We start from the raw sequence: 16,546 nt of genomic DNA, 5'->3' as shown, positions 1-16,546 counted from the left end.
CTTCGGACGGCCCCCGCTCAGCTCCACGTGGCCCGGCCTCCGTGGTTCTGTGCCGCTGATCGGCCGATCAGCGGCACAGAACCACGGCCGGTCAGCCTCCGGCGGGTCCCGCCGCGCCCGCCGTACCGGCGAGGGCCTCCAGGTCGCTCTTGCGGACCCGGATGACCAATCCGGCCGTGACCAGGGCCAGTACGGCCATCGCGACGGCCGGGATGAACGCCGTGGAGATGCCGTGCGCCAGCACTTCGTTCCCCCAGGGAGCGGGCAGCTGATGCGTCTTGGCGAACTCCGCCTTCTGCTCGGCCGAGCCGTCCGCCAGGAACTTCGGCAACTGTTTCTCCGCCTCGTCACGACTGGCCGAGCCGAAGACCGTGGTCAGGATGGAGAGGCCGAGCGAACCGCCCACCTGTTGGGTGGCGTTGAGCAGACCGGAGGCCGCCCCCGCCTCGTGCACGGCGACACCCGAGACCGCGGTGAGCGTGAGCGTCACGAAGTTCAGGCCCATGCCGAAGCCGAACAGCAGCATCGGGCCGAGCACCCCGCCGAGGTACGAGCTGTCGGGGTTGATGAAGGTCTGCCAGCCGAGCCCGAGCACGACGATCGACGAACCGGTGACCATGAACGGCTTGGGGCCGAGCACCGGCAGGAACCGCTGTGACAGACCCGCGCCGGTCACGATCGCCGCCGTCACGGGCAGGAAGGCCAGGCCCGCCTGGATCGGCGAGTAGTCCAGCACGTTCTGCACGAACAGCACGATGAAGAAGAACATGCCGAACATCGCCGCGGCCAGGCTCAGCATGATCACATACGTGCCCGAACGGTTGCGGTCGGCGAACATCTTCAGCGGGGTGATCGGCTCCTTGGCCCGCATCTCGACGAAGCCGAAGGCCAGCAGCAGCACCACGGCGGCACCGAAGGACCCGATCGTCAGGCTGTCCCGCCAGCCCTCCTCCGACGCACGGATGAAGCCGTACACCAGGGACGCCATGCCGGCCGTCGAAGTGAGCGCGCCCGCGATGTCGAAGCGCCCGGGGTGCCGTTCGGACTCGCTGATGTACATCGGCGCGAGCACGGCGATCAGAACCCCGATGGGCACGTTGACGAAGAGCACCCAGCGCCAGTCGAGCCACTCCGTGAGCATTCCGCCGGCGAGCAGGCCGATCGCGCCGCCTCCGGCCGAGACGGCGGCGAAGACACCGAACGCGCGGTTCCGCTCCGGGCCCTCGGGGAACGTGGTGGTGATGAGGGCCAGCGAGGTCGGCGACGCGATCGCGCCACCGACGCCCTGAAGGGCGCGTGCGGCCAGCAGTTGCCAGGGTTCCTGCGCGAGACCGCCGAGGAACGAGGCGAGCGTGAACAACAGGATGCCGGTCATGAAGACCCGGCGCCGCCCGAGGATGTCACCGGCCCGGCCGCCGAGCAGCAGCAGGCCGCCGAAGGTGAGGGTGTACGCGCTGACCACCCAGGTCAGGTCGGTCGTGCTGAACTTGAGCGCGTCTTGAATGTGCGGAAGGGCGATGTTCACAATCGTCGAATCGAGTACCACCATGAGTTGGCAGGCCGCGATGACGGCGAGTGCGATGCCGGGGTGCCCCTCCCGGCGGGCTGCTCCCGGCTTCTTCTGATCATGGATTAACTGAGAGGTTGTCACTATGGGTCCCCCACAAGTGCGTTAGTGAACGCCCGCGTTCACTGTCGCGTCAACGGTAGTGAGTCCCCGACAGTGAACGCAAGCGTTCACTGAAGCTGCCGACCGCCGCGTGGTGTATCCCCTTGATGCCGCGTGGCGCATCCCCACCCCCGGAATCACCGCTTCCTCATGCTCGACGGAGATACGCAGATGGTTACTTCGCGCTGGACGGCCGCCCCCGCTCAGACGGCCTCCCTTCGCCGGCGCGGTGCTGTGCTCGAACGCGCGATCCTCGACGCCGCGCTCGAACAGCTCAGCACGGTCGGCTGGAACGGCCTCACCATGGAGGGTGTCGCCGCCGGCGCCCAGACGGGCAAGGCGGCGGTCTATCGCCGCTGGCCCTCCAAGGAGGACCTCGTCGTCGACGCGCTCCAGGCAGGACTGCCACGCTTCGACGAGGTGCCCGATCTGGGGTGCGTGCGCGAGGACCTGCTCCAGCTGTGCCGACAGGCGCGCGAGGCGATGTTCTCGCGCCCTGGGCTCGCGCTGCGCTCGGTGATTCACGAATGCGACTCGAGTCAGGCCGATCGCTTCGGAGGGGTGATCCTCGAAGGGGTGGTGGAGCCGACCGTCAAACTGTTGCGTGCCATCATCAACCGGGGAATCGAACGGGGAGAGGTGCGCTCCGATGCGGCGAACGGGTACGTCTTCGACGCCATTCCGGCGATGATGATGTACCGCACAAAGATGTGCGCGAGCGAATGGAGTGAACGCGACATCGAGGAGCTGGTCGATCAGCTGATGGTTCCGCTGCTGCGGCCGCAAGGTGCCTGACGCTGCGGTCGGAAGGTGTCTGACGCTGCGGCCGCGAGATGTCCGATGTCGCGGCCGAGAGGTGGCCGATGGGGAGTCCGGAAGATGGCGGATGCGAGTCCGGAGGGCGCCCGATGGGGAGTCCCGGGCCCGGCTGGTGTGCGGCTGGAGGGTGTCTGATCGTGTGCTTGTGCGGTGCTCGACCGGTATCTGTGGCGCCGTCGGTGAAGGCCCTGAGGTCGCCCAGGGGAACCGGGGTGTCGCAGGGGGTTCCCGGCGGCGTACGCTAAGGGCGCCATGCCGTACGAACCACCCACTCACACCGTCGAGCGCTCCCTCCGCGCAACGACCGGAGCGAAGGTCATTGCCGGTGTCGACGAGGTGGGGCGCGGCGCGTGGGCCGGGCCCGTCACCGTCTGCGCGGCGATCACCGGACTGCGCCGGCCTCCCGAAGGCCTCACCGACTCCAAGCTGCTGACCGTCAAGCGACGCACTGTGCTCGCCGAGGAGCTGCGGAAGTGGGTGACCTCGTACGCTCTGGGGCACGCCTCTCCCGAGGAGATCGACGCCCTGGGGATGACGGCCGCGCTGCGACTCGCCGCCGTACGCGCCCTGGAGGCCTTGCCGGTCCGTCCCGACGCGGTCATTCTCGACGGGAAGCACGACTATCTCGGGTCGCCCTGGAAGGTTCGTACGGTGATCAAGGGTGACCAGTCCTGCGTGGCCGTTGCGGCGGCCTCGGTGATCGCCAAGGTGCAGCGCGACAAAATGATGGCCGAACTGGGCATCGAACATGCAGACTTCGGTTTTGCGGCCAACGCCGGGTATCCGTCACCGGTGCACAAGGCCGCGCTGGCGGAGCGGGGCCCCACCCCGTACCACCGGCTGTCGTGGGCGTATCTTGATGCGCTGCCCCAGTGGCGGCACCTCAAGAAGGTCCGCAGCTGGGCGGACGGAAGCGTTCCGGAAATCGAGGGCCAGCTCGGCTTCGATTTCTGACTGTTTCCGCTCGCACTCATGTGCCACCCGCCGACGCGATCCGCACCGGCGTTTGATAAAAAGCAGCTCATGCCTCTCATTCCCGAGGAGCCTCAGATTCACGAGAGTGCCCAGGGTCCCCGCGCCACTCCGGCCAGTGGCCGTACCGCGCCGACCCCCCGCCCCGTACCCGGCCCCCGTCCCGCGGCTCCGTCGCGGCCCGGCCGTCCGGGTCCCGTCCGGCCGATGCCGGCCCAACGCACCCCACGCGATCCGGCCGTGGCCACGCCCGGACCGGCCGCTCCGGCGGCTGCCGTTACCCCTGCCACCCCGCAGATCCAGTTGATCCCGGCCTCGGTCGAGGGCGCGCTGGACGCTGCCGAGGAGGCCGTCGACCTGCTGCTGGAGTCGGGCCGTGCCCCGGGGGAGGTGCTGGTGGTCACCACCGGCGAACCGCACCCGTGGGCCGCGCACGAGCTGTCCTTCGGCGAGGCTGCCTACTGGGCTCAGCACGACGCGGGCGACGACGTCTTCTACGCCGACGCCTCCGCGGTCGGCCGGGCCGCGTCCCGGCCGGTGGTCGTGGTCGCGGTCAACGGCGGCCCTGCCGGCGTCGCTGCCACCGCGCTTCCGCTGGCGCTCGGCCGGGCCGGAGCCCTGCTGATCGTCTGCGGCGACCCGCAGCAGATCAACTCGGTGCTGGGCGCCGGGGTCTGAGCGACTCGGGCTCGGCCGCCGTGCGGTCCGATCGCGCTGAGGCCTCGTAGGTCTCGACGCGCTCGGACTCCGTCCGTCCGGTTCGTGCCGCGGTACGGGGCCCGGCCGGGACACCTGTGGCCGGGGCGGTGAGGGTGCCGCTGCGGCGGCACCTGCACGGCGGTTGCCCCGGTGTGCCCTCAGTACGTTTTCGCAGGCGTGTCACCGGCTCGCGGTGCGAGTGGTGTCTCCGGGCGTGCTGTCGTGCGTCGCCGGTGGCGTGAGGCTGCCGCACCCTTCGCGTGATGCGTGATGCGTGATGCGTGATGCGTGATGCGTGATGCGTGATGCGTGATGCGTGATGCGTGATGCGTGATGCGTGATGCGTGATGCGTGATGCGTGGCGCGTAATGCGTAAGGCTGCCTCACTTGTGGTGTGTGAGGCCTGCCGCACTTTTGGTGCGGCAGGCTGCCGTGCCCATCGCCTGGGTGCGAGTGGCTGTCTTGCGCAACTCGCGGTGCGGGGTCTGTCGTACGCCCCTGGTGGTACGCCGGGGCCCGGCCGCTCAGCGGGCGGCCGCCCGGCGCAGCACCTCCGACGCGGAGCCTCCGGTGCGCGGCAGTGGTGGTGGCGCGCTGGTCAGTTCGAAAGCCTCCGGCGGCGAGTCCGTGTTGGGGCGGCGTCCGCCCCGGCCCTCGCCCAGGACCTGCCAGCCGTCACGCGTCAGTGTGATGTACGCCCCGCAGCGCAGCCCGTGGAGTGTGCACGCGTCGCGTAGCCCCCACATCCACGCCCCGTCCTCCTCCGTCCAACGCGCGTCGCCCTCACGGCAGTAGAGCAGCACGGCCGTGCGGACCGGCGTACGGCGTCGCAGGTCGTGCGGGATGACCCGGCGCAGCTGCGCGAGCAGCGCGTTGCGGAACATCCAGCCGTCGGCCGGGGCCGCCCGCCGGGTGAAGGAGGCGCTCGCCTGAAGCCGTTCTTCCGGATCGAGGACGGCCACGATGGCGGTTGCCGGGCCGGGCCGGTGCCGGGAGTGCAGCCCGCTGACGACCTCCCGGGGATTGCGCAGCAGCGGAATCCCCGCGGCGGCCCACTCCGCGGGTTCGAGCATCCGGGTCAGAGGGTTGGCGGAAGCGGCGGACAGGTCGGCGGAGGTCGACATGGATGCCGCCGAGGACGGTGCGAATCCGAAGGTCACGGTCCTCCCTTCGGCTACGCGCCCATACTGCGGGCGGGGGTCGGACTTGGGGGAGCGCACGCCGCAGCAGAGCCCTACCGGACCACGGACGAGCCGTGCGGGGAGCGGACCTCAATTCTTCCTGTCGAACTTGGTTGCGGCAACGAGCAATTGGGGCCACAGCCCGTTTTCATGTGGTGCGTCGGCTATATCCCCGCTACATCTCTGCCCAATGTGCTCCGCAGCGACGCGCGGGTCACGCTTGTACGGCCAGGACCAGCGGCAACACCCCCGACGCACCGGCTCGTCGAAGCATGCGCGCGGCCACCGCGAGGGTCCAGCCCGTCTCTGTCGCATCGTCCACGAGAAGTACCGGACCGCCGGCTTCCTTGAGCGCGGTGGCCAGGGCGGGCGGCACGGTCAGTGCCCCGTCGAGCGCCTTCAGCCGCTGCGCGCTGTTGCTCCGGTGGACCTGCGCGAACTCACCGGTGTACTCGATGGACCCCAGCAGCGGCAGCCGTCCGATCTCCGCGATCCGCGCCCCCAGGGACTGGATCAGCTGCGGACGCGTACGGGAGGCCATCGTGACGACGCCCACCGGACGCGGCTGTGCGTCGGGCCCTGCGGAGGCCCAGCCTCCCGGCCCCTTCGCCCAGTCGGCCAGCACACCGACCACGGCCTTGGCGACATCGTCCGGCACCGGCCCGTCCGGGGCTTGGGGCGTGAGCATCGGCCGCAGCCGGTTGCCCCAGCCGATGTCCGACAGCCGCCCCAGCGCACGCCCGGGCGCGGCCAGCTCTCCGGCCGGGATACGCCCCTTCAGGTCGACGCCGACCGCCGGCAGGCCCGTCGGCCACATCTTCCGGGGCTCGACCTCGACGCCCGCACGCCCGAGTTCGCCACGTGCCGCGTCGAGCGACCCGGACGACACGGAGTCGTGGAATCGGCCTCCGGCGCAGTTGTCGCAGCGCCCACAGGGAGCCGCCCCCTCGTCGTCGAGCTGCCGCCGCAGGAACTCCATCCGGCAGGCCGTCGTCGTCACGTAGTCGCGCATCGCCTGCTGCTCAGCCGACCGCTGCTTGGCCACCCAGGCGTAGCGCTCGGTGTCGTACGTCCAAGGAACGCCCGTCGAGACCCAGCCGCCCTGCACACGCCGTACGGCCCCGTCGACATCGAGGACCTTGAGCATCGTCTCCAGACGTGAGCGGCGCAGTTCGACCAGCGGTTCGAGGGCGGGCAGGGACAGTGGTCGGTCGGCCCGCGCCAGGACGTCCAGTGTGCGTCGCACCTGCTCCTCCGGGGGAAACGCGACCGAGGCGAAGTACTCCCAGATCGCCTGATCCTCCTTGCCCGGCAGGAGCAGCACCTCGGCGTGCTCCACACCGCGGCCCGCGCGCCCCACCTGCTGGTAGTACGCGATGGGGGACGAGGGCGAGCCGAGGTGGACGACGAACCCGAGGTCGGGCTTGTCGAAGCCCATACCCAGGGCGGACGTGGCTACCAGGGCCTTGACCCGGTTGCCGAGCAGGTCCTCCTCCGCTTGTAGCCGGTCCGCGTTCTCCGTCTTGCCGGTGTACGAGGCCACGGTGTGCCCGCACTGACGCAGGAAGGCCGTGACTTCCTCGGCCGCAGCCACGGTGAGCGTGTAGATGATGCCGGAGCCCGGCAGGTCGTTGAGGTGTTCGGCGAGCCAGCCCATGCGGTGGGCGGCGTCCGGCAGGCGCAGCACGCCGAGACTGAGGCTCTCCCGGTCGAGCGGTCCGCGCAGCACGAGCGCGTCCGTGCCGCCTCCGGTGCCGAGTTGTTCGGCCACGTCGGCCGTGACGCGCGCGTTGGCCGTCGCGGTGGTGGCGAGGACCGGCACACCGGACGGGAGGTCGGCGAGCATGGTGCGCAGCCGGCGGTAGTCGGGCCGGAAGTCGTGGCCCCAGTCGGAGATGCAGTGCGCCTCGTCGACCACGAGGAGGCCGGTCGCGGCGGCCAGCTTGGGCAGCACCTGGTCGCGGAAGTCGGGGTTGTTGAGCCGCTCCGGGCTCACCAGGAGCACATCGACCTCGCTCGCGGCCACCTCGGCCTGGATCGTGTCCCACTCCTCCGTGTTGGACGAGTTGATGGTCCTCGCGCGGATGCCCGCGCGGGCCGCCGAATCCACCTGGTTGCGCATGAGCGCGAGGAGTGGCGAGACGATGACCGTGGGACCCGCGCCCTGCTCGCGCAGCAACGCGGTCGCGACGAAGTACACCGCGGACTTGCCCCAGCCCGTGCGCTGCACGACCAGGGCCCTGCGCTTGTGGGCCACCAGTGCCTCGATGGCCCGCCACTGATCCTCGCGCAGCCGGGCCTCGCCCGTCGGCGCGCCCACGAGGCGGGCGAGCACGGCATCGGCCGCGGTACGCAGGTCTCCGTCCGGGGCGGGGCGCGGGTCTGCGGACGGGGCGGGTCGTTGGTCTTCGTCGCTCATGGCATCCATGCAACCCGATCGGTCGGACATTGCGCGAATGAGGCAGCCGGCCTGTGGACAACTCCTGGCGTGCTCATGGCCATGGTTATCCACAGGTTCAAGCGGAATTCCAAGATCCGCGAGATGGTCACGGCATGACGAACCACGACGAAGCGGCCGGCACGTCCGGCAACGGTGACATGAGCGGATTCGCGGACCACGAGAGCGGTGACGCGGACGGATCCACGGACCAGGGGAGCGGTGGCATTGGTGGGGTCGCGGCCCCGGTGGGCGGCGACATGTGGCGGGGTGCGGCCCAGGAGAGCGGCGACATGGCTCGGACCGCGGCCCACCCGAGCGGTGACGTCGAGCGGTCCTCGGCTGGCGCGGGTGATGATCTCGCTGGACCCGCAGGCCCTGTGGACGCCGAGATGGGCGGCACCCCCTACGACGACGAGTCCACCGCGTACATCAGCCACACCGAACACACGGACCCGAGCGGTGAGCGCCAGGTCACATTGCGGACTCCGGCCGAACTGGCGGACGCGCTGCCTTACTTGCTCGGGTATCGACCCGAGGACAGCATCGTGCTGGTCGCTCTGCACGACCAGGACGGGCGAGGCAGGTTCGGTGGGAGGGCGAGGCTCGGCATCCCCGCCCATTCGGACGACTGGGCGTCCGTGGCCGGGCAGCTGGCGCACGGCCTGGTGACGGGAAGTGAGCGCAGAGGCGTACGCCCGGAGAGCATGGTGGCCTACCTCTGTCAGGAGCCTGCGAGCGGCGAGACGGGGTGCGACGTCGTGGCACGGCTCCAGCCGCTCGCTCAGCTGCTGCGCACGGCCTGCGGCAGCCTCGACGTACCCGTGGTCGAGGCGCTGTGCATCTCCGACGGCCGCTTCTGGTCGTACTGCTGCCCGAGCCCCGACTGCTGTCCGCCCGAGGGCCGGCCGATGGGGCTGCCCGGCACCTCCGTGCTCGCCGCTGCCGCAACGTACGCAGGTCTGCAAGTACGGGGAAGCCTGCGGGAGTTCAGGGCCAGGCTCGCTCCCTGGGAGACCGCGGCAGCCCTGGCGCAGGAGATCGCCCTCGACGCCGCCAGCACGGCCCTCGTTCCCAGGATCCTCGACGGCGAGACCCGGGAGGACGTCGCCGAGGAGACCCTTGGACTGGCCCGGCAGGTGATGGGACGGTTCACCGCTACGTCGCCCGTGTCCGGCACCCTCCCGGCAGACCTCCGCGACGACGAACTCCTCGGGCACGAGGAGGCCGCCACTCTGATCCTCGGTCTGCAGGACCGGACGACCCGCGACCGTGCGGCGGAGTGGATGGAAGACGACGAAGCGGCACCGGCCCTGCGCCTCTGGCGTGCCCTGGCCCGCCGCTGCGTCGGTTCGTACGGTGAGCACGCTGCCGCGCCCCTCACGCTCGCTGGGTGGGTCGCCTGGTCTTCCGGCGACGAACTGGAGGCCCGCGAAGCCCTGGCCATGGCCCTGGGCGCCGACCCTGGCTATCTCTTCGCCCGCCTCCTCCATCAAGCCTGCAACGAGGGCCTGGACCCGGAGTCCGTTCGCCGCTGCCTGCGTGCGGAGCGAGAGGGCCGGGCCGTGACGGACGGGAGTGTCCCTCCCGCGCCACTGGCCGCCACCGCGCCTTCGCTCCGCTCCGCGCAGCCACCCCGGAGTCTGGAGCCACAAGATCCTGGAGCTTCGCAAGGCGCTCGATGGTCCGGCCCCTCCACGCCGGGCGACAGCGCCGATCCGGCGGCTCCGGCCGGGCAGGGCGACGGAACTGGGGAGTCGCCTGGTGTTCTCGGCCGTCGCCGTCGCAGGGTGCGTTCCGTGAGCGGTGGCAGCCGTCCGAGCCGCCGTTCTCCCAGGACGGTCGCCCGCAGAGGCAGGCGTCCAGCCGAGGGCACCGGGCCTGCCGCCGACGGAACACGGTCCGCGATGGACGGACTCCGGCGTTCCGCCGAAGGACCGCGGAGTGCGGCAGAGGGTGCCACCACTCGTTCACACGCACCCGGTGGCACCGCACGTAGCGATGCGCAGGGAGACGTATGAGCACACCCAGCTGCGCGGCGTGGTCCGCGAGTCGGCGTCAAGCCGCCTTCGGCACTGTGACCTGCGCCCCGCGACGCAGCCATTCGGTCGGCTTCCCGGCCGCCGGGCGTGACCCGAGGCAGGCCCACTCCGTTCACCTGGGTGGCGGTACCCGTGGCCGGGTCGCGCCGACGCATCGCCCACGACCTTTCGGAGCCCCCCACCAGGCGCCGGTCGCGCCCAAGGCGCGCCAGGCGCAGAAGAAGCCGCCTCATGTCCTTGCCCACTCCGTCCGCCGCCCACGACGGCGACCGGCCTCCCCGCCGCGCATCCACAAAGCCCTTGATGCCGGGTGGCGATCCATCGGCGCCACCGACCGGGGGCGGCGGGAAGACAGCGCCCCGCATGGCTCAGGAGAGGACACCTACCTCCTTCGCAGGCGCAGGCCGACGGTCGGTCATTCCCGAAGCGACGTCCAGGCCATCGGGTACCCCCGCGCGGGGCAACCGGCCCTCGGGCCCCGGCCCGTTGGCGGGCAGACCCTTCGCTCCCCGACCCCCGCTTCCACCACTCCGCCACGCCGCGGACCTGCCGCCAGCCCACACCGCGCTGATCTGTGCGGCCCTGCCGGGGCTGGCGATCTCCACGGAGCAGGGGCAGCTGACCGGCCAGGGGTTGGACGGGTTCTACCGCTCGGGGCGGCGCCTGCTCTCCCGCTGTCAGGTGCGGGTGGCGGGGCGGGAGCCGCTCGCCGTGCAAGCGCGGATGGTAGCGGCCGACCGCGTCCGCTTCGTGGGCGCCCTCCGAGCCTCCCCCGACGCAGGACCGGACCCGGACGTCCTGGTGGAACGCACGCGGCACGCGGACGGCACGGAACGGATCACGCTGCACAGCGCTGCCTCACGCCCCTTGCGCCTGTCCGTCGAGGTGGCACTCGGGACGGACCTCGCGGATCTGGGGACGGTGGCTTCGGGCAGCCCCGGTCCCGAGCTCCCCGCGAGCGTTCACGACTCAGGCCTGCGCTGGACCGGCCCGACCGGCACCTCGGCCGTCACCGCGGATCCGCCGCCGGCCGACGCCCTCGCCTCCGCCGGACTGCTGCGCTGGGGGCTGGAGCTGCCACCCGGCGGCACATGGAGTGTGGAACTGCGGGTACGGCCGGACGGGGCCGGAGCCGGCAGAGCGGTGGTACGCGGCGCGACGAGCCCACTCGCCCAGGCCACGGCTACGGGCGACGACCCCAGGGCCCAATCGCTGCTCCATGCCTGCGTCGAGGATCTGCAGGCTCTGCTGCTGCGCGATCCCAGCCACCCTTCCGACCCGCATCTCGCAGCCGGGGCGCCGTGGCGCTGCGGCCTGGCTCCGGCGGAGGCACTGGTCGCCGCGCGGATGGCACTGCCCCTCGGCACCCGGCTTGCCGCGGGCACGCTGCGGACCCTCGCCCGCAGCCAGCTCTCGGGACCAGGCCCACATTCGGGCATGATCCCGGGACCACGGCGGGACGCGGGCGCACATCTGCCACCTGGCTGCACGGGCACGGAGGCAACCCTGCTCTTCCCTGTGCTTCTCGCGGAGGCCCGGCGCTGGGGGTTGCCGGAGCAGGAGACGCAGGAGTTGTTGCCCGCCGCGGAACGCTGTCTCCAGTGGCTTCGGACCGCTGTCGGCGACGGTACCTACCTCCCCGACCCCCAGCCCGGCGGGCCGCTGCGCTGCGAGACACAGGCGTACGCCCATCGGGCAGCGCTGCTGGGCGCGGACCTGCTCGATGCCCACGGCCGCCCAGGCGGCCCCGGGCTGCGCCAGTGGGCCGGGGAACTGCGCACCGCGTTCCGGGACGACTTCTGGATCGAGGACCTGAAGGGAGGCAGACCGGCGGCCGCCCGGGCCCCGGACGGACGCCTGGTGCCCCACCTCGGCGCGGGCGCCGCCCACCTTCTCGACACCGGCCTGCTCGGCTCCGGTGTCATGGCTCAGGGCCTGCTCGACAGGGTGCGGACGGAGCAACTCGCGCGGCTCCTCGGCGGTCCGGCCATGGACTGCGGATGGGGGCTGCGCAGCCTGGGAGCGAGGGAGGCGGCGTACAACCCGTTCGGTCATCGAGGAGGAGCCGTGCGGGTCCAGGAGACGGCGGTCGCCGTCACGGGCCTGGCCGCCGCCGGTTACGAGAAGGAGGCGAGTTCGCTGCTGCGGGGCGTACTGGCCGCGGCGGAGGCGTTCGGGCATCGGCTGCCCGAGATGTACGCGGGGGAACAACGCACGGAAGCCGGCTCTCCGCTGCCGCACCCCGCAGCCTGCCGACCGGCCGCCACCGCCGCGGCCTCAGGGGTGCTGCTCCTCACCGCTCTGGCGGGGATCCGCCCCGACGCCCCGGCCGGCACGGTGACGCTGCGCCCGCTGCGCAGTGCCCCACTGGGCGAGATCGGATTGACGGGACTGAGAGTCGCCGGCGCGCCCTTCTCCGTGCGCGTCAGCCGGCTCGGCCTCGCCATGGTCGAGGAGGCGGCCGACGGATTGCAGTTGAGAGCGTGACGTCGCGCGATGCGGCTGGGCCATGGCCGGGAGCCCCCGGACCAGCCCGAAGGAAGTGGATCAACCACCGATGCGGCCGACGAAGGGAGTGTTTATCGTCAGGCAGACGACTATGATCGCGGCATGCCCTACGACCCGTCAGCCTTTCCGCCCTTTGCTGTCACCGTGGACCTGGTCGTGCTGACCGTGCGCCGCCACGCCCTCTGTGCGCTGGCGGTGCGGCGAGGTGAGCAGCCCTTTCAGGGCAGGTGGGCGCTCCCTGGCGGCTTCGTGCGGCCTGACGAGGACCTGGGGCAGGCAGCAGCGCGCGAGCTGGCCGAGGAGACCGGGCTGCGCGCCCATGACCCCTCCGCACAGGACAACGGAGCGCATCTCGAACAGCTGGCGACGTACGGCGACCCCAAGCGTGACCCGCGGATGAGGGTGGTCAGCGTCGCCCATCTCGCTCTCGCACCCGACCTGCCCGCGCCCAGGGCGGGCGGCGACGCCAACAGCGCCCGCTGGGCGCCCGTCGAGGAGCTGCTGCAGCAGGGCGGTTACGGCAGGGACGGGGAGAAGGCGGCACCGCTCGCCTTCGATCATGCGCAGATCCTGGCGGACGGTGTGGAGCGTGCCCGGTCCAAGATCGAGTACTCGTCGCTGGCCACCGCGTTCTGCCCGACCGAGTTCACCGTCGGCGAGCTGCGCCGGGTCTACGAGGCCGTGTGGGGCGTGGCGCTGGACCCGCGCAACTTCCATCGCAAGGTGACGGGCACACCGGGCTTCCTCGTGCCCACGGGCGGCACCACGACGCGCCAGGGCGGTCGTCCGGCCCAGCTCTTCCGCGCGGGCGGCGCCACGCTGCTCAATCCGCCGATGCTGCGCCCGGAGGTCTGAAACCCGAGCAGGGCGCGGACGGAGAGGGCTGAGTCCGGCCGCTGGGAAGCCGGTGTCCGAAGGAGGCCCTCAGGTGCCCGGAAAACCGGACATATCGCGCTATCTTGCTTTGGGTGATCCAGGCGATCGGACTGACCAGCAACCCCCGCAAGGACCTTCCGCCCGTCGTCGACGATGTGTCCTTCGAGGCGCACGCGGGCCGTGTCACCGCGCTCCTCGGAACCCCGGGCGCGGGCAAGACGACGGCGCTCAGGCTCATGCTCGAACTCCAACAGGGCCGTGGCATCACCTACTTCAGGGGCCGCCCGCTGCACCGCATCGCCCATCCCTCGCGCGAAGTGGGCGTCCTGCTCGGCGATGTCCCCGGTCACCCCGCCCGCACGGTGCGCGGTCAACTCCGTATGTTGTGCGCCGCCGCCGGCGTCCCTGTCCGCCGTGCCGATGAAGTCCTCGAGGTGGTCGGTCTTGTCAGCCTGCGCGACGAACGCCTGAGCACCCTTTCGCGCGGCATGGACCGCCGCCTCGGTCTGGCCTGCGCGCTGCTGGCCGATCCGCACACCCTTGTCCTCGACGCCCCCGCCGACGGCCTGTCCGCCCGCGAAGGCCGGTGGCTGCACGGTCTCCTGCGTGCGCACGCCACGCAGGGTGGCACGGTCCTGTTCACCACGGACGACCCCAGAGAGGCCGCGCAGACCGCAGATCAGGTCGTCACGTTGGAGGCGGGCAGGCTTGTCGCCGACCAGGAGGCCGCAGACTTCGCCCGCACCCGGCTGCGGCCCCGCGTGGCAGTCCGCAGCCCGCACGCCGCCCGACTCGGCGCTCTGCTGGCCAAGGAGGCTCGAACCGGGCAACGCTCCGTGGAGATCGTGCGCGAGGACGGCAATCGGCTGTCGGTGTACGGCAGTACGTGCGCCGATGTCGGCGAGACCGCCTTCCGGCACGGCATCCTCGTACACCAACTGGCCGACGAAACCGGTGACATGGGGGCCGCCCCCGACACGCAGCCGACCGCTCCCCCGCCCCGCCCGGCCGGTTCGCTGGAGTCGGAAGACCTGTCCCCGCTGCCGCCCCCCATCAGTGTCCGCCAGGCGCCCAGTCCGCTGCGTCCGTTGCGCTACGAGCTGCGCCGCGCTGCCGGAGTCGGCACCGGCTACGTCACCGCGGCTGCCGTGCTGATCGCCTCCGCCCTGATCGCCGTGATCCTCGCCAGAATCGGTCACACGCCGCAGCACCGCCTCCTGGCCGCGTGGCCGCAGGACTTCCCCCTGCCCCCCGCGGCGCTCGGCGCGGGGTTGCTCGGGGCGGTCGCCTTCGGCGACGAGTTCCGCCACCCCGCCCTGGCCACGGATCGCGGCACCGTCCCCCGCCGCCTGGGGCTGCTCACCGCGAAACTCCTCGTCTCCGGGGCGACCGCGCTGCTGCTGGCCTTCCTTGCCGTGGGGTGCGATCTCGAAGTGCTCTACCTCGTCTACGGACGGGAGCTCACCCAAGTTCCCACCGACTGGCTTTCCCTGGGCGCCGGTTGGCTCGGACTCCTGGTGGGCTGCGCCTGGGCCGGTGTACTGGCCGCGGGCATCTTCCGCTCCACGACCGCCGGGCTCGCCGCGGTGCTGGCGGTACCCGTCGTCGTCGTACCCCTCGTACAAAGGGCGCTCGAAGGCCCGTCTGTTCGGACGGCGGCCGGGTTCGCCACGCGGCTGCGAGAGCTGATGCTGGTGCAGTGGCCGTTCGGCGGCGAGCGGTATCTGGCCGCCGCGGCCCGGGTGGTCGCCCAACCCGTGGGCAGTGCACTGATGTTGTCGCTGACCGCTCTGCTCTGCGCATATCTGCTCACGACCCTGCGTAGCAGGGTCCGATGACGACCGTCCGAGGGCTTCCGGTCCTGTCGTGAGCGCAACTTCCCGGAGAACGCCCATTTCTTTCCGATAAGGCGTCAATTGCGACGGGGTGAGCGATCACCCTTTCGTGTGCTTTTCACCAAAGACCTCAAGGGCGTTGGAAGCGACGCCGACAAAGGATCCGTGAGTACCCTTGCGCACACCATGATGACCGCCGCCCGCTCCGCCGACTCCGGCCTGACCGGACCGGGCGAACTCGACCGCTACCCCTACGCCGAGGCCTCTGCCGCCGACCGCGTCGGCATTCCCGCGTGGGAGAGCGCCGATCCGGAACTGGGCCGCGTCGGCCGGCGTGCCGCGGGCAGCCGCGGACGCGGACTGCACGGCCAACTCGTACAGCAGCTGGGGCAGATGATCGTCTCCGGCGACCTGGGCGCGGACCGCCCGCTCGTGCCCGAGGAGATCGGTCAGCGCTTCGAGGTGTCCCGCACCGTCGTCCGCGAGTCGCTCCGTGTGCTGGAGGCGAAGGGCCTGGTGAGTGCCCGCCCGAACGTCGGCACGCGCGTACGCCCCGTCAGCGACTGGAACCTGCTGGATCCGGACATCATCGAGTGGCGGGCGTTCGGGCCGCAGCGCGACGACCAGCGCCGCGAGCTGAGCGAGCTGCGATGGACGATGGAGCCGCTCGCCGCGCGCCTCGCCGCCGGCCACGGGCGCGAGGAGGTCCAGCAGCGGCTCGCCGACATGGTCGAGATCATGGGCCACGCCATGGCACAGGGTGACGCCCTGACCTTCTCGCGCGCCGACGCGGAATTCCACTCCCTGCTCATCCAGGTCGCCGGCAACCGCATGCTGGAGCACCTCTCCGGGATCGTGTCGGCCGCCCTGCAGGTCTCCGGCGGCCCGGTCACCGGCTGCGACCGCCCCAACGAGGCCGCGCTGGCGCACCACGCCCGGATCGTCGACGCCCTGGGCGCGGGCGACGGCGCGGCTGCCGAGGCGGCCATGCGCCAATTGCTCACCGTCCACCCTGAGGTGGAGCGTGTGGTGCCCGCGCCGCGCGAGCACTGACGGTGCGCCGTGGGCGGCGCGGTCGGGGGCCGACCGCCCTCGCCCGCTCTCGCCCGGCCGGTGGGCCCGACAGCGCCCGCACGGCGAACCGTCTGTCACCGGACCCCGTGCACGTGTCGCCGGGCTCCGTCGGACCCTCCTGGGACCGACGGGGTTCGACGGCACGTCTTCCGGGACCGGCGCGGTTCGACGGCATGCGGAGTCCGGGAATCGGCATGGCTCGGCGGCGTACGGAGCCCGGGAGCCGCTGAGGTCCGACGGCGAGCGACCCGGCGGCCAACCGCTGATTCGGCGGCCCGGAAGTCCACCGACCCTCGGATCGTGCGGCCGCAGCGGCCATCGTTGACCACCTATGACCGCATCTAGTCGTTTTTGAGTGGTTACGGGGTGTGACTCGGGCCACGCGGATTGGGCGTAACGCTCCTCGGCACTGCGCGATGACCTAAGAGGTGACA

11 protein-coding genes are annotated in these 16,546 nt (G+C 71.5%); 8 read left to right on the top strand and 3 right to left on the bottom strand.

Annotated features, from left to right (window positions below; all coding sequences use genetic code 11):
* Positions 1 to 91: 91 nt before the first annotated feature.
* A complete protein-coding gene (locus GTY58_RS12860; protein WP_010983892.1) occupies positions 92 to 1,651 on the bottom strand; it encodes an MFS transporter in 1,560 nt (519 codons plus the stop codon).
* A gap of 189 nt (positions 1,652 to 1,840) precedes the next feature.
* Between GTY58_RS12860 and GTY58_RS12855 the strand changes: the two genes are divergently transcribed.
* The 3 genes from GTY58_RS12855 (at position 1,841) to GTY58_RS12845 (ending at position 4,138) form a co-directional block, all read left to right on the top strand.
* The gene (locus GTY58_RS12855; protein ID WP_010983891.1) at positions 1,841 to 2,464 is read left to right on the top strand and encodes a TetR/AcrR family transcriptional regulator; all 624 of its coding nucleotides are present in this window, start codon (positions 1,841 to 1,843) and stop codon (positions 2,462 to 2,464) included.
* 276 nt (positions 2,465 to 2,740) lie between these two features.
* Positions 2,741 to 3,442, top strand: a complete 702-nt coding sequence (locus GTY58_RS12850; protein ID WP_010983890.1) for a ribonuclease HII — start codon at positions 2,741 to 2,743, stop codon at positions 3,440 to 3,442.
* A 69-nt stretch (positions 3,443 to 3,511) separates the two neighbouring features.
* Positions 3,512 to 4,138, top strand: coding sequence for a hypothetical protein (locus GTY58_RS12845; protein ID WP_010983889.1), 627 nt, complete (start codon positions 3,512 to 3,514; stop codon positions 4,136 to 4,138).
* A gap of 545 nt (positions 4,139 to 4,683) precedes the next feature.
* Here GTY58_RS12845 and GTY58_RS12840 read toward each other — a convergent pair.
* Both GTY58_RS12840 and GTY58_RS12835 read right to left on the bottom strand, forming a co-directional pair.
* Positions 4,684 to 5,319 (bottom strand): hypothetical protein, encoded by a 636-nt coding sequence (locus GTY58_RS12840; RefSeq protein WP_010983888.1) that lies wholly within the window; start codon positions 5,317 to 5,319, stop codon positions 4,684 to 4,686.
* 235 nt (positions 5,320 to 5,554) lie between these two features.
* On the bottom strand, positions 5,555 to 7,759 hold the full coding sequence (locus GTY58_RS12835; RefSeq protein ID WP_010983887.1) for a RecQ family ATP-dependent DNA helicase: 2,205 nt from the start codon (positions 7,757 to 7,759) through the stop codon (positions 5,555 to 5,557).
* A gap of 134 nt (positions 7,760 to 7,893) precedes the next feature.
* Here GTY58_RS12835 and GTY58_RS12830 point away from each other — a divergent pair, with 134 nt between their 5' ends.
* From GTY58_RS12830 to GTY58_RS12810, 5 genes are all read left to right on the top strand, one after another.
* Positions 7,894 to 9,798, top strand: a complete 1,905-nt coding sequence (locus GTY58_RS12830; RefSeq protein WP_237528778.1) for a DUF4192 domain-containing protein — start codon at positions 7,894 to 7,896, stop codon at positions 9,796 to 9,798.
* Between the two features lie 252 nt (positions 9,799 to 10,050).
* Entirely contained in the window at positions 10,051 to 12,306 is a 2,256-nt protein-coding gene (locus GTY58_RS12825) for a glycogen debranching N-terminal domain-containing protein (RefSeq protein ID WP_237528776.1), read from the top strand.
* Between the two features lie 123 nt (positions 12,307 to 12,429).
* Positions 12,430 to 13,182 carry an NUDIX hydrolase gene (locus tag GTY58_RS12820; protein ID WP_010983884.1) on the top strand — a complete coding sequence of 251 codons (753 nt, stop codon included), beginning with the start codon at positions 12,430 to 12,432 and terminating at the stop codon, positions 13,180 to 13,182.
* A gap of 113 nt (positions 13,183 to 13,295) precedes the next feature.
* Positions 13,296 to 15,041 carry an ATP-binding cassette domain-containing protein gene (locus GTY58_RS12815; RefSeq protein ID WP_010983883.1) on the top strand — a complete coding sequence of 582 codons (1,746 nt, stop codon included), beginning with the start codon at positions 13,296 to 13,298 and terminating at the stop codon, positions 15,039 to 15,041.
* 162 nt (positions 15,042 to 15,203) lie between these two features.
* Complete coding sequence (locus GTY58_RS12810) at positions 15,204 to 16,091, top strand: FCD domain-containing protein (RefSeq protein ID WP_107083176.1); 888 nt, start codon at positions 15,204 to 15,206, stop codon at positions 16,089 to 16,091.
* The last annotated feature ends 455 nt before the right edge of the window (positions 16,092 to 16,546 follow it).

This window comes from Streptomyces sp. SID5469, assembly GCF_009862865.1.
Lineage (GTDB): Bacteria > Actinomycetota > Actinomycetes > Streptomycetales > Streptomycetaceae > Streptomyces > Streptomyces avermitilis.
Note: the sequence above shows the minus strand (reverse complement) of the source record. Positions and strands in the feature narration are given on the sequence as shown.